The sequence below is a fragment of the Subtercola sp. YIM 133946 genome, from assembly GCF_036553535.1.
Lineage (GTDB): Bacteria > Actinomycetota > Actinomycetes > Actinomycetales > Microbacteriaceae > Subtercola.
Genome location: NZ_JAZHPE010000023.1, coordinates 243,837 through 256,494, shown reverse-complemented (window position 1 = coordinate 256,494; position 12,658 = coordinate 243,837). Strand labels below are relative to the sequence as shown.

Below are 12,658 nucleotides of genomic sequence, written 5' to 3'. Positions count from 1 at the left end.
GGTGTCGCGAACGCGGCGGGCGGCGGCGGTGTCGCGAACGCGGCGAGCGGCGCGAGCGCGGTGCGCGGCGCAGCCGCCGCGCGCAGTGCGATCGAGGTCGCCGACTGGCGGCAGCGGGTGTTCGGCGTGTACGCCGAGGTGCGGCGGCGCAGCGCGATCGACGTGGTCGATGCGCACGCGTTCTGGCGCGACGCCCGCGACGAGTTGTTCGCACGGCATGCGCAGTCCCCGCTGCTGCCGGCCGACAAGGCGGCGTTCAGCGGGCTGTCGGTCGCCGCGTACGACCCCGCGTGGCGGTTCGAAATCGAGCTCGACGAGCCGCCACTGGAAGACGACGGCGAGCGCGTGCACTTCGACTTCGAGACCGGAACCGACGGAGTCGTTCCGTTCGAGCTCGTCGGGCGAGCGGCCGTGCCCGGGGTGGGCACGCTCGATGTGTGGCGGCTGCGGTCGTACGGGGGCGGGCTGTTCGTTCCGGTTCGGGATGCTCTGGCGAGCGCCGGGGGCCGAGCATCCGGTGCCCGAACCTACGGGGGCGGACGGTACCTGCTCGACACCATCAAGGGAGCCCACCTCGGCGAGGGCCGGATGCCCGGCAGCCTGGTGCTCGACTTCAACTTCGCCTACAACCCCTCGTGCGCCTACGACCCGGCGTGGGCGTGCCCGCTGGCGCCGCTCGGCAACCGGGTGGCGGCGGAGATTCCGGTGGGCGAGCTGTACGGGTAGGAGCCGTAGCCGGTTCAGCCGATTCAGCCGGGCTCAGCCGGCTGCGGCGCCCGGGGCCGGCTCAGCCGGCTGAGGCGCCCGGGGCATGCTCAGCCGGCTGCGGCAGGGGCCTGCTCGCCGGCTGCGGCAGCCGCGGCACGCGCGGTGTCTTCGAGGCGGGCGCGGTAGTCCGGCCAGAAGTCGGGGCCGCCGGGCGGCAGGTTGTCGTTGGCCTTCTGGAGGCCGGCCGATCCGTCGACGAGTTCGCGTACGAGGTCGGCGTGGCCGGCGTGCCGGTGGGTCTCGGCGATGAGGTGCGGCAGGATGCGCATGAGCGTCACGTCTCGCCGCTCTTCGGGCCACCACGGCACGCTGCCGGGCGCATCGAGCGGGAGGGCCTCGACGGTGGCGTTCGAGTGTGCCCAGATGCGGCGGTAGAGAGCGACGATGTCGTCGCGCGACTCATCGAGGGTGGCCCACATGTCGGAGTTGGGCTCGGCGTCGTCGGCTGTGTACGGCAGGGGCTCGGGGAACGGGCGGCCGAACACCAGCCCGAGGTACCCGGCCTCGACTCCGGCGGTGTGCTTCACGATGCCGAGCAGGTTGGTTCCGGTGGGTACGAGGGGGCGGCGGAGATCGTACTCCGAGACGCCCTCGAGCTTCCAGAGCAGGGCGTCTCGCCCGGTCTGCAGGTAGCGGAGCAGGTTCTGTTTGGCGAGGGTGTCGTCCATTCCTCCAGCCTGCCGCACGGGGCGGCGCGAGTCGAGATGGGAGCGCGGCGTACGACGAGGTCGATCAGAGCGGGCCCAGTGCGCTATGGTGGAAGTACTTGCGAGCGCAATCGCGCGCTCCCTGCGTCGTAGAACGCACATCTTCCGCTGGCCAGATCAGAGTGGCCGGAAGAGAAATTTCTCACGGCGAACGGATGTGGCCACCGCCACCTTCGCCAGACTTCCACCGGAGTTCGTCTCTCTGCGCCGCGGTTCTCACTGCGACACGGCGGAACGATATGAGATTGCGCCGCCGCAGCTCGCCCAGACAACCGACCGATTCGGTTGTGGGCGCCCGCACGGGATGCCGAGCATCCTGAGCACCTGCAGTACACGTGTGCATGTTTCTCGGGTGGAACCGATGCTGTGAAAGGCACCGAAACCCCATGACCATCGAATCAACACTCGAAGCACCGACCACGACCTTCGCCGCGCTGGGCGTTCCCGCCCCGCTGGTGGCGAAGCTCACGGCGTCGGGCATCGACTCTCCGTTCCCCATCCAGGTCGACACCCTGCCCGACACCCTCGCCGGGCGCGACGTGCTCGGCCGCGGCAAGACGGGCTCGGGCAAGACGCTCGCGTTCTCGCTGCCGATGGTGGCCCGCCTCGGCGGCGCCCTCGCCGGCGGCAAGCGCCGCCCCGGCCGCCCGCTCGGCCTCATTCTCGCGCCGACGCGTGAGCTCGCCACCCAGATCTCGGCCGTGCTCCAGCCGCTCGCCGACGCCTATGGGCTGAAGTCGACCACCATCTTCGGCGGCGTCTCGCAGCAGCGCCAGGTCGCTGCGCTGAAGGCCGGCGTCGACATCGTCGTGGCCTGCCCCGGCCGCCTCGAAGACCTCATGCAGCAGGGCTTCGTGTCGCTGGACGCCGTGGAGATCACCGTTCTCGACGAGGCCGACCACATGGCCGACCTGGGCTTCCTGCCCGTCGTGACCCGCATTCTCTCGAAGACCCCCGAGAACGGGCAGCGTCTGCTGTTCTCGGCCACGCTCGACAATGGCGTGGACAAGATCGTCAAGCGCTTTCTGCACAACGAGGTTCTGCACTCGGTCGATGAGGCCAACTCACCCGTCGCCGCGATGACCCACCACGTGTTCGAGGTGAACGACGCCGAGGCGAAGACTGCTCTCGTGAAGAAGCTCGCGTCGGGCACCGGCCGCCGCATCCTGTTCATGCGCACGAAGCACCACGCCAAGAAGCTGGCGCGCCAGCTCATCGATGCGGGCATCCCTGCCGTCGACCTGCACGGCAACCTCTCGCAGGTGGCCCGTGACCGCAACCTCGCCGCGTTCAGCGCCGGCGACGTGAGCGTGCTGGTGGCGACGGATGTCGCGGCCCGCGGCGTGCACGTCGACGACATCGAACTCGTGATCCACGTCGACCCGCCGGCCGAGCACAAGGCGTACCTGCACCGCTCAGGTCGTACCGCGCGGGCCGGCAGTGCGGGTGACGTCGTGACGATCATCCTGCCCGCCCAGCGCAAAGACCTCGACCTGCTCATGCGCAAGGCCGCGATCAACGTCGCGGTCGAGCGTGTGTCGCTCGCGTCACCGTCGGTCGACGCGTTGGTCGGCGAGGTCGCCGCGTACGTGAAGCCGTCGGATGCTCCTGTGACGCTGACCGGAGGCGGCGCATCGCGCGGCAACGGTGGCGGCGGAAACAGCGGCGGCCGCGGTTCTCGCGGCGGCAACGGCGGGTCGCGCGGCGGCAACGGCGGGTCGCGCGGCGGAAACGGCGGCGGCCAGGGCGGATCGCAGGGCGCGAACGCCCAGCGCAAGCGCGCCGCACGCGACGGCTCTGCCGGAAGCGGCCGCGACGATTCTGCCGGTTCGTCTGCAAGCGGCTCGGGCTACGGTTCCGACCGTCCCCGTCGCGATCGCTCGGCACAAGGTGCCGGAAGCGGCTCGGCCGGCGGCGCTCGCCGTGGTGGCCAGGGCGGCGGGCACTCGTCAGGCGGCGCTGGGCGCACCGGCGGCTCGACCGTCGCGTGGTCGAGCAACGGCGGCATGGCAGCAGCCGAGCCGCGCGCCCGCCGCTCCGGCCCGCGCCGCGCACAGGGCTGACCTCGCGGCCGTCGTCACCTGCTGACCGCGGTCGCAGAACGGGCGGCGCACAGCGAAACCTCGACGCATTTTGCCGAGGTCTCGTTGTGCGCCGCCCGTTTGGCTGCGTCGGGCCAGCCTGGTGGGCCCGGCCACCCGAAGCAGCTAATTTGGTGTGATGGCCGCCAACCCCACGAAAGTCCTGCTCGACGTCGACACGGGGGTCGACGACGCGCTGGCCCTGCTGTTCGCTGTAGCCCACCCCGCGATCGACCTGGTCGGGGTGAGCTGCGTCGCCGGCAACGCGGCACTGCCGCAGGTCATCCAGAACACCCTGCGGGTGCTCGATGCTGCCGGATGCCCGGCGGTACCCGTGGCGGGCGGCGCCCACCGGCCGCTGCTGAACCCGTCGCGCGACGCCTCGCACGTGCACGGCGCCGACGGGCTGGGCGGAATCGTATTGCCTGAGACGAGCCGGGAGACCTACCGCATCGATGGAGCGGCCGTCGGAGCGATCGAGATGATGCGGCGCGTGCTGATGGTCAGCGATGGGCCGGTGACGATCGTGGCGCTGGCGCCCCAGACGAACCTGGCGCTGCTGCTGCGTGCACATCCCGAGGTCGCAGAGAAGATCGAGCGGGTGCTGTTCATGGGCGGCTCGGCGAGCGTCGGCAACGCGACCGCGGTGGCCGAGTTCAACGTGTGGCACGACCCGGAGGCGGCCGCCATCGTGCTCGACTCGGGCGTGCCGACCTTCATGTACGGGCTCGACGTGTTCAACCGCGTCGCCGTTCCGCTGCAGAAGGCGGTCGAGCTGCAGTCGAGCGGGCGCGCGGCCGAGCGGCTGGCGGGTGAGCTGATCTCGCACCGCATGGGCGTCGGAGCGGGCAGGGAGCCCGTCTACACCGGGCTGATCGGCGACGCCGGGGCGCTGTGCGCGCTCGTCGACCCGGGGGCGCTGCGCACCGCGCTGCTGCCGGTGTACGTCGAGCTCGCGGGTTCGACGCGCGGTCAGACCGTGGTCGACCGGCGGGTGTTTCCTGGTGAAGACTCGATGCACGGTCTGCGCGGCACCGCGGGGCTGACCGAGGTGGCGCTGGAGGTGGATGCCGACCGGTACGTCGACCTCTTCCTGGGCACGATCGCCACCCTCGCCTGAAGCCCGGCCCCACGAGGACGGCACTGCGCGCGCCCACACCCCAGCAGAGCTTTATACGTGGCGCCCGGCAGGGACGGGCGCCACCGTCAGTACAGCCGTCCCACGGAGGCGAGGGCGGCCCGCAGGAGGGCGCCGCGGCCGCCCTCCATCTCTGCGTGGATGCTGTCGCTCACCGCTTCCTGGGGCGTCATCCAGGTCAGTTCGAGGGCGTCTTGACGCGGATCGCACGTACCGGTGACCGGGATGACGTAGGCCAACGAGACGGCGTGCTGCCGATCATCCGTGAAGGTGCTCACACCGGGCAGCGGAAAGTACTCGGCCACCGAGAACGGAATCGGGCTCGTCGGCAGCTGGGGAAACGCCATCGGCCCGAGGTCTTTCTCGAGGTGCCGGAACAGCGCGTCGCGCAGCGTCTCGCCGTACATGACCCGGCCCGACACGATGGTGCGCGTCATCGACCCGCTCGGCGACACCCGCAGCAGAACGCCCACCTCGGTGACCTGCCCGAGCCCGTCGACCCGCACGGGCACGGCCTCCACATAGAGCAGCGGCAGGCGCCGCCTGATCTCGTCAAGCTCCTGGTCACTCAGCCAGCCGGGGTTCGGGTCAGGGGTGCGAACGCTCATGATTCATTCTTACCTACATCAGCAGCACGTTTGGCCGTTGGCCGCGCGGGCCGGGTTGCGCAAGGCCCGCCCGAGTGTCGGTGGTGTGGGCGAAGATGGATGCATCGAAACAGAAGTGCTGGCCAAGTTCTCTCCCGCCACCCGCGAGTGGTTCGGCGGTGCCTTCGCCGCGCCCACCGACGCGCAGGTCGGGGCGTGGCAGGCGGTCTCCGAGGGCTCGCACGCGCTCGTCGTCGCGCCCACCGGTTCGGGCAAGACCCTCGCGGCCTTCCTGTGGGCCATCGACCGGCTGATCAGCTCGCCTCCCCCGGCCCCCGCCAGAGACGAGAACGGCACAGAGAAGCCGGTCGGCACCCGGGTGCTCTACATCTCGCCACTGAAGGCGCTGGCGGTCGATGTCGAGCGCAACCTGCGGGCTCCCCTCGTCGGCGTGACGCAGACGGCCAAGCGGCTGGGCACGATTCCGCCGAACGTCACCGTGGGCGTGCGCTCGGGCGACACCACCCAGAGCGACCGCCGCACGATGATCAAGAACCCGCCCGACATTCTCATCACCACGCCCGAGTCGCTCTTTCTCATGCTCACCTCGGCGGCGCGCGAGACGCTCAGCTCGGTCGAGACGGTGATCATCGACGAGGTGCATGCCGTCGCGGCGACCAAGCGCGGGGCGCACCTGGCGGTGAGCCTCGAACGGCTGGATGCTCTGCTCGACACCCCGGCGCAGCGCATCGGTCTGTCGGCCACCGTGCGCCCCCGCGAAGAGGTGGCCCGGTTCCTGGCCGGTGGCCGGGCCGTGACCATCGTCGCCCCCGTCTCGACGAAGAAGTTCGACCTGCGCGTGGTCGTACCGGTCGAAGACATGGCCGACCTCGGGGCGGCTCCCCCGCTCGAAGGGTCGGCCGCCGCGGCCACCCCGCAGCAGGGATCGATCTGGCCTCACGTCGAAGAGAGCATCGTCGACCGGATACTCCAGCACCGCTCATCCATTGTGTTCGCGAACTCACGGCGGCTGGCCGAGCGGCTGACGGCACGCCTGAACGAGATCTACGCCGAGCGGTTGAACGGGGTCGATGCGGAGGCGGCCTCGCTGGCGCACGCGGTGCGGCTGGCGGGCAGCGACCGCAGCCGGCCGGGAGAGGCGCGGGGTGGTTCGCGAGCGGCGCGGGAGGGTTCGGGAGCCGGATCGGCCGCCGACCCCGCGGGCGGCAACGGGCGCGCTCCCGCACAGGTCATGGGGCAGGCCGGCCAGAGCGAGGGTGCCGAGCCGCTGCTCGCACGGGCGCACCACGGGTCGGTGAGCAAGGAGCAGCGAGCCATCATCGAAGACGACCTGAAGACGGGTCGGCTTCGCTGCGTGGTTGCGACGTCGAGCCTCGAGCTCGGCATCGACATGGGCGCGGTCGACCTCGTGGTGCAGGTGGAGTCGCCGCCGTCGGTGGCGAGCGGACTGCAGCGCGTCGGGCGCGCCGGGCATCAGGTGGGCGAGGTGTCGCGCGGGGTGATCTACCCGAAGCACCGGGCCGACCTGATCCACTCGGCGGTGGCCGCGCAGCGCATGACCGATGGACTAATCGAAGCCCTGGCCGTTCCGAAGAACCCGCTCGACATCCTGGCGCAGCAGACTGTGGCGGCGTGCGCGCTCCAAGCCATCGATGTCGAGGAGTGGTTCGACACCGTCAAGCGGTGCGCCCCGTTCTCGAGTATGCCTCGATCGGCATACGAGGCCACGCTCGACCTGCTCGCCGGGCGGTACCCCTCCGACGAGTTCGCCGAGCTGCGCCCGCGCATCGTGTGGGACCGCGACGCCGGCACGATCACCGGCCGCCCCGGCGCGCAACGGCTGGCGGTCACGAGCGGCGGAACCATTCCCGACCGCGGCCTGTTCGGTGTGTTCATGGTGGGTGAGACCGCCTCCCGGGTCGGCGAGCTCGACGAGGAGATGGTCTACGAGTCGCGGGTCGGCGACGTGTTCGCGCTCGGTGCGACGAGCTGGCGCATCCAGGAGATTACGCACGACCAGGTGCGCGTCACGCCCGCGTTCGGCGAACCCGGGCGGCTGCCGTTCTGGCGCGGCGACGGTCTGGGCAGGCCCGCCGAGCTGGGGCGAGCGATCGGAGAGTTCACCCGCACGATGAGTGGGGCATCCGCTGCCCGTGCGCTGGAGCTGAGCGAGAACGCCGGCCTCGACGAGAACGCGGCGAGCAACCTGACGGCGTTCATCGGTGAGCAGCGCGAGGCGACCGGGCACGTTCCGAGCGACAGGGAGCTGGTCGTCGAGCGTTTTCGCGACGAGCTCGGCGACTGGCGGGTGATTCTGCACTCGCCGTACGGCATGCAGGTGCACTCGCCGTGGGCGCTGGCGATCGGTGCACGAATACGCGAACGGTTCGGGGTCGACGGCGGGGTGGTGGCCAGCGACGACGGCATCGTGGTGAGGTTGCCCGACACCGAGAGCGAGCCGCCCGGGGCCGAGCTGTTCGTCTTCACGGCCGACGAACTCGAGATCATCGTCACCACCGAGGTGGGCGGATCGGCGCTGTTCGCCTCGCGCTTTCGCGAGAACGCGGCGCGGGCGCTGCTGCTGCCGCGGCAGAACCCCGGCAGGCGGTCGCCCCTGTGGCAACAAAGGCAGCGCTCGGCGCAGCTGCTCGAGGTGGCCCGGCGGTACCCGACGTTCCCGATCATCCTCGAGACGGTGCGCGAGTGCCTGCAAGACGTGTACGACCTGCCGTCGCTGAAGGCCCTCGCGGGCGAGATCGAGAGCCGGCGCATCCGCATCGTCGAGACCGAGACGCCCGAGCCGTCGCCGTTCGCGCGCTCGCTGCTGTTCGGCTACGTGGCGTCGTTCGTGTACGAGGGCGACAGCCCCCTGGCCGAGCGACGGGCGGCAGCGCTGTCGCTCGACCCCACTCTGCTGGCAGAGCTGCTCGGGCGCGCCGAGCTGCGCGAGCTGCTCGATCCGGGTGTCATCGAGCAGACCGAACGTGAGCTGCAGCGGCTGGCTCCGGGGCGCAAGGCGACCGGCGTCGAGGGCGTGGCCGACCTGGTGCGGATGCTCGGGCCGCTGTCGGTGGCCGAAGTGGAGGCGCGGCTCGTCGAAGGTGGCGAGGTGGCGCAGGGTGGGGGCGTCGCAGTGGCCGATGCGTCGGCCCGGGATGCCGCAGCGGCAGGGGGCGAAGTGGCGGCGGCCGCTGGCGATGTGGTGTCGGCCAGCGGCGATGTCGCGGCGCCCGGAGGCGATGTGGCGGCGGCCGGGGTCGAAGCAGGCGTTGCGGCGGGGTACCTCGCCGAGCTGGCGGCGGCCAAGCGGGTGCTGCCCGTGACGATCGCCGGCGAGGCACGCTGGGCCGCCATCGAAGACGCGAGCCGGCTGCGCGACGCGCTCGGAGTGCCGATTCCGTTCGGGGTGCCCGACGCGTTCATCGAGCCGGTCGACGACCCGCTGGGTGACCTGGTGGGGCGGTACGCCCGCACTCACGGACCGTTCACGGTCGCCGAAGCCGCCACCCGTTACGGGCTCGGCAGCGCGGTGGTGCACGAGACACTGAAGCGGCTCGAGGCGGGGCGCCGGGTGGTGGAGGGCGAGTTCCGCCCCACCGGCGACGCCTCCCCGTTCGACCACGCCGCGGCGGCGAGCGAGTGGTGCGACACCGAGGTGCTGCGCCGGCTGCGTGCTCGGTCGCTCGCCGCGCTGCGGCACGAGGTCGAACCCGTCGACCAGGCGGCGTTCGCGCGCTTCCTGCCGGTGTGGCAACACGTCGGCGGAACGCTGCGCGGAATCGACGGCGTGCTCACCGTGATCGAGCAGCTCGCCGGGGTTCCGGCGCCCGCGTCGGCCTGGGAGACGCTCGTGCTGCCGTCACGGGTCAGTGACTACAGCCCCGCGATGCTCGACGAGCTGACCGCCTCGGGCGAGATCGTCTGGTCGGGCAACGGGTCACTGCCGGGCAGCGACGGGTGGGTAGCGCTGCACCTCGCCGACACGGTGCACGTGACGCTGCCCGAGCAGGTCGAGCTCGAACCGACCGCGCTGCAGGGCGCGGTGCTCGAGGCACTCGAGGGCGGCGGCGCCTACTTCTTCCGCGACCTGGCCGATGCGGTGGCGGCACGGATGCTCGGCCGTGGCCGCGCGGCGGGCACGGCAGCGGCGGGCACGGCAGCGGCGGGTGCGGGTGCAGCGGGCGTTGGCGAGGCGGGCGCAACGGCGGGCGCTACGCCACGCGGTACGGGAGCGGGCGGTTCGGGATCGGGCGGTTCGGGATCGGGCGGTTCGGGATCGGGCGGTTCGGGAGCGGGCGGTTCGGGAGCGGGCGGTTCGGGATCGGGCGGTTCGGGAGCGGGCGGTGCGGCATCCGTCGCCGCCGAGGGCGCGAGCCCTGTCGACCTCGGCAGCGCGTTCTTCACCGACGACCAGCTCGTCACCGCGCTGTGGGATCTGGTGTGGGCCGGCCGCATCACGAACGACACGCTCGCACCGCTTCGCACCCTGACGGGCGGCGGCGGCAAGGGCAGCGCGGCGCACTCGGCCAAGCGCTCGGCGCCCCGCTCGCGGCTCTACCGCGGAAGGTCGTACGCGCGCCCGACGATGGCCACGCGGGTCGGACCGCCCACGGTCGGCGGGCGCTGGTCACTGCTGCCGCGCGCCGAGTCAGACCCGACACTGCGGGCGCACGCGATGGCCGAGTTCCTGCTCGACCGGTACGGTGTCGTCACGCGCGGCTCGGTGATGAGCGAACACCAGCCCGGCGGGTTCGCGCTCGCCTACCGCGTGCTGAGCCAATTCGAGGAGACCGGGCGCTGCCGCCGCGGCTACTTCATCGACGGGCTCGGCGCCGCCCAGTTCGCGACCGGCGGCACCGTCGACCGGCTGCGTTCGTTCGCGTCTGACACGCTTGCCGAGGCGCCCGGTACGTTCGGGTCGCGTGGGCCACGCGACGAGGGCGGCGACGGCACGGGCAATCGCCCGAGTGGCGGCCCAGGCGGAGGCGCCAGCGGCTCCGGCGTCGGCGCTGGCAACGGCAGCGGAAGTGGCGTCGGCAACGGCGGTGGCAACGGCGGCGGCACGGGCAGAGGCTCCAACGCCACCGGCCGGCGGGGCGGTCGCGACGAGACGCGCTCACGCACGCTGACGCTCGCCGCGAGCGACCCGGCCAATCCGTTCGGCGCCGCGCTGCCGTGGCCGGCGGGTGAGGGGCATCGTCCGGGGCGCAAGGCGGGGGCGCTCGTGGTGCTCGTCGAGGGGCAGCTCGTTCTCTACATCGAACGCGGCGGAAAGACCGTGCTGTCGTTCAGCGACGACGACGACGTGCTGGGTGAGGCAGCGACATCCCTCACCCGTGCCGTGACCACCGGCCAGGTCGACAAGCTGACCATCGAGAAGATCGACGGCGAATTCTCGGTCGGATCGACGGTGGGGCGGATGCTCGAGGCCGCCGGCTTCAACAACACCCCCCGCGGGCTCAGGTTGCGCAGTGCTTAGCGCGCCACGGATGCCCGACACCCCGAAGCCGCACAGCGCGCCACTGGCGCCCCGCACCCCGACGCCGCTCACCGCGCCACCGGCGCCCCGCACAGCGACGCCGCTCACCGCGCCACTGACACCTGCACCCGCCTGCGACCCGAGGAGCGATCGTGCCTGAGGGCGACACCGTCTACCGCACCGCCGAACACCTCAACGCCGTGCTGGCGGGGCAGGTGCTGACGGGGTGCGACATCCGGGTGCCGAAGTTCGCCACGGTCGACCTCACCGGCGAGCGGGTCGACGACGTCGTGAGCAGAGGAAAACACCTGCTCATGCGGATCGGTGAGTTCAGCATCCACTCGCACCTCAAGATGGAGGGCACCTGGCACGTGTATCGCCCCGAGACGCGCTGGCGCAAACCGGCGTGGCAGGCGCGGGCGATTCTGAAGACCGCGGAGTGGACGGCCGTCGGCTTCGAACTCGGCAAGGTCGAGGTGTTGAGGCGTTCCGACGAAGACGACGTGGTCGGGTACCTCGGCCCCGACCTGCTGGGCCCCGGGTGGGATGCGGTCGAGGCCGAACGCCGGCTGGCGTCAGACCCGGCGCGTGAGATCGACGTGGCGCTGCTCGACCAGCGCAACCTCGCCGGGCTCGGCAACGTATTCGTCAACGAACTGTGCTTTCTGCGTGGGGTACTGCCGACGCGGCCCGTCGGCGAGGTCACGCAGCTCGGGGCGGTCGTGGCCCTCGCGCACCGACTGATCACGGCCAACCGCGACCGCGTCGAGCGCACCACCACCGGCGACACCCGGCCGGGCAAGCAGGTGTTCGTCTACAACCGCGCGGGGCAGCCCTGCCGCCGCTGCGGCACCCCGATTCTCACCGGCAAGCTCGGGGCCAGCGAACTCGCGCTGCGCGACACCTACTGGTGCCCGCACTGCCAGACCTGAGCCGGCTGCAACCAGCGGAGCATACCCCGCCCCCGTATGCCGCGCGCAGGTATTCTGGGGTGGTGATCGACGACATCAAGAAGCGCGCCCTGCACCGCACCCGCATTCTCGAAGGGCAGCTGCGCGGCCTCGAGAAGGCGATCGAGAACGAGGACTACTGCATCGACATCATCACGCAGTCGTTGGCCATCCAGAAGTCGCTGGGGTCGCTCAACAAGCTGATGGTCGAGAACCACCTGAAGACGCACGTCACCGAGATGTTCGACGCCGGGGGCGACGAGCGTGCCAAGGCGATCGACGAGCTGGTGCGCATCTACGAGCTGAGCCGCAACCGCGGCGAGTGAGGCGGGGCGAGCACCGTAGAGCCTGCGGGCGACGGATGCTCGGGCATCCGGCAGCGCACGAAAGCCCGCACTACCGCTCGTCCGGCGAACGGATGCTCGGGCATCCGGCAGCGCACGAAAGCCCGCGCTACCGCTCGTCGGGGCGGGCGGATGCACGGGCATCCAGAACCGCGACCTGGCGTTTGAGGGCGATCAGCCGGTAGGAGGTGTCGGCGAGTTCGGCCACGAGCGTCCAGTCGACGGCGGCGGGATCGTCGGCGAGGTCGAGGGCGAGCCAGCCCTTCGATCCGAAGTAGCGGGGAGTGAAGAAGCCGGGCTGCTGCAGCAGGGCGGGGCGCTCGTCGGCGTCGGGCTTGAACCACACCGAGGCGCGGGCGCCGTTGCCCAGGCCGGCGATCAGAAAGATGCGCTGGTTGACGCGGAAGTTCGGCCGCCCCCACGTCTCCAGCTCGCTCGCGTCGGGCAGGGCGAGGGCGATCTCGCGCAGCCGGGCGATCAGCGGATCGTCGGCGGCGAACTGCGGGGGATGCTCGCTCGAGAATGCCATGGCACCAGACGATAGCACTCGCTCCGTTTAGACTGGGGCCAGCTTTTCGCGCCC

The 12,658-nt window shown here is 71.4% G+C and carries 9 protein-coding genes; 6 read left to right on the top strand and 3 right to left on the bottom strand.

From position 1 onward, the window contains the following. Positions 1–60: 60 nt before the first annotated feature. A complete protein-coding gene (locus V3W46_RS09515; RefSeq protein WP_331782866.1) occupies positions 61–726 on the top strand; it encodes a DUF1684 domain-containing protein in 666 nt (221 codons plus the stop codon). Positions 727–815: 89 nt separating this feature from the next. On the opposite strand, the gene V3W46_RS09510 is transcribed toward V3W46_RS09515, so the two are convergent. Further along, positions 816–1,436 (bottom strand): DinB family protein, encoded by a 621-nt coding sequence (locus tag V3W46_RS09510; RefSeq protein ID WP_331782855.1) that lies wholly within the window; start codon positions 1,434–1,436, stop codon positions 816–818. A gap of 425 nt (positions 1,437–1,861) precedes the next feature. Between V3W46_RS09510 and V3W46_RS09505 the strand changes: the two genes are divergently transcribed. Both V3W46_RS09505 and V3W46_RS09500 read left to right on the top strand, forming a co-directional pair. Beyond that, positions 1,862–3,538: a DEAD/DEAH box helicase gene (locus tag V3W46_RS09505; RefSeq protein ID WP_331782854.1), complete on the top strand. Its 1,677-nt coding sequence runs from the start codon at positions 1,862–1,864 to the stop codon at positions 3,536–3,538. A gap of 157 nt (positions 3,539–3,695) precedes the next feature. Continuing rightward, entirely contained in the window at positions 3,696–4,676 is a 981-nt protein-coding gene (locus V3W46_RS09500) for a nucleoside hydrolase (RefSeq protein ID WP_331782853.1), read from the top strand. Between the two features lie 86 nt (positions 4,677–4,762). Here V3W46_RS09500 and V3W46_RS09495 read toward each other — a convergent pair whose 3' ends face one another. Next, the gene (locus V3W46_RS09495; protein ID WP_331782852.1) at positions 4,763–5,302 is read right to left on the bottom strand and encodes an NUDIX hydrolase family protein; all 540 of its coding nucleotides are present in this window, start codon (positions 5,300–5,302) and stop codon (positions 4,763–4,765) included. Positions 5,303–5,357: 55 nt separating this feature from the next. On the opposite strand from V3W46_RS09495, the gene V3W46_RS09490 reads away from it, so the two are divergent. From V3W46_RS09490 to V3W46_RS09480, 3 genes are all read left to right on the top strand, one after another. Next, a complete protein-coding gene (locus V3W46_RS09490; protein WP_443069963.1) occupies positions 5,358–10,781 on the top strand; it encodes an Lhr family ATP-dependent helicase in 5,424 nt (1,807 codons plus the stop codon). Between the two features lie 152 nt (positions 10,782–10,933). Then, entirely contained in the window at positions 10,934–11,713 is a 780-nt protein-coding gene (locus V3W46_RS09485; RefSeq protein ID WP_331782850.1) for a DNA-formamidopyrimidine glycosylase family protein, read from the top strand. Positions 11,714–11,775: 62 nt separating this feature from the next. Continuing rightward, positions 11,776–12,057: a metal-sensitive transcriptional regulator gene (locus tag V3W46_RS09480; RefSeq protein WP_331782849.1), complete on the top strand. Its 282-nt coding sequence runs from the start codon at positions 11,776–11,778 to the stop codon at positions 12,055–12,057. 127 nt (positions 12,058–12,184) lie between these two features. Here V3W46_RS09480 and V3W46_RS09475 read toward each other — a convergent pair whose 3' ends face one another. After that, positions 12,185–12,604 carry an MmcQ/YjbR family DNA-binding protein gene (locus V3W46_RS09475; RefSeq protein ID WP_331782848.1) on the bottom strand — a complete coding sequence of 140 codons (420 nt, stop codon included), beginning with the start codon at positions 12,602–12,604 and terminating at the stop codon, positions 12,185–12,187. Between the last annotated feature and the right edge of the window lie 54 nt (positions 12,605–12,658).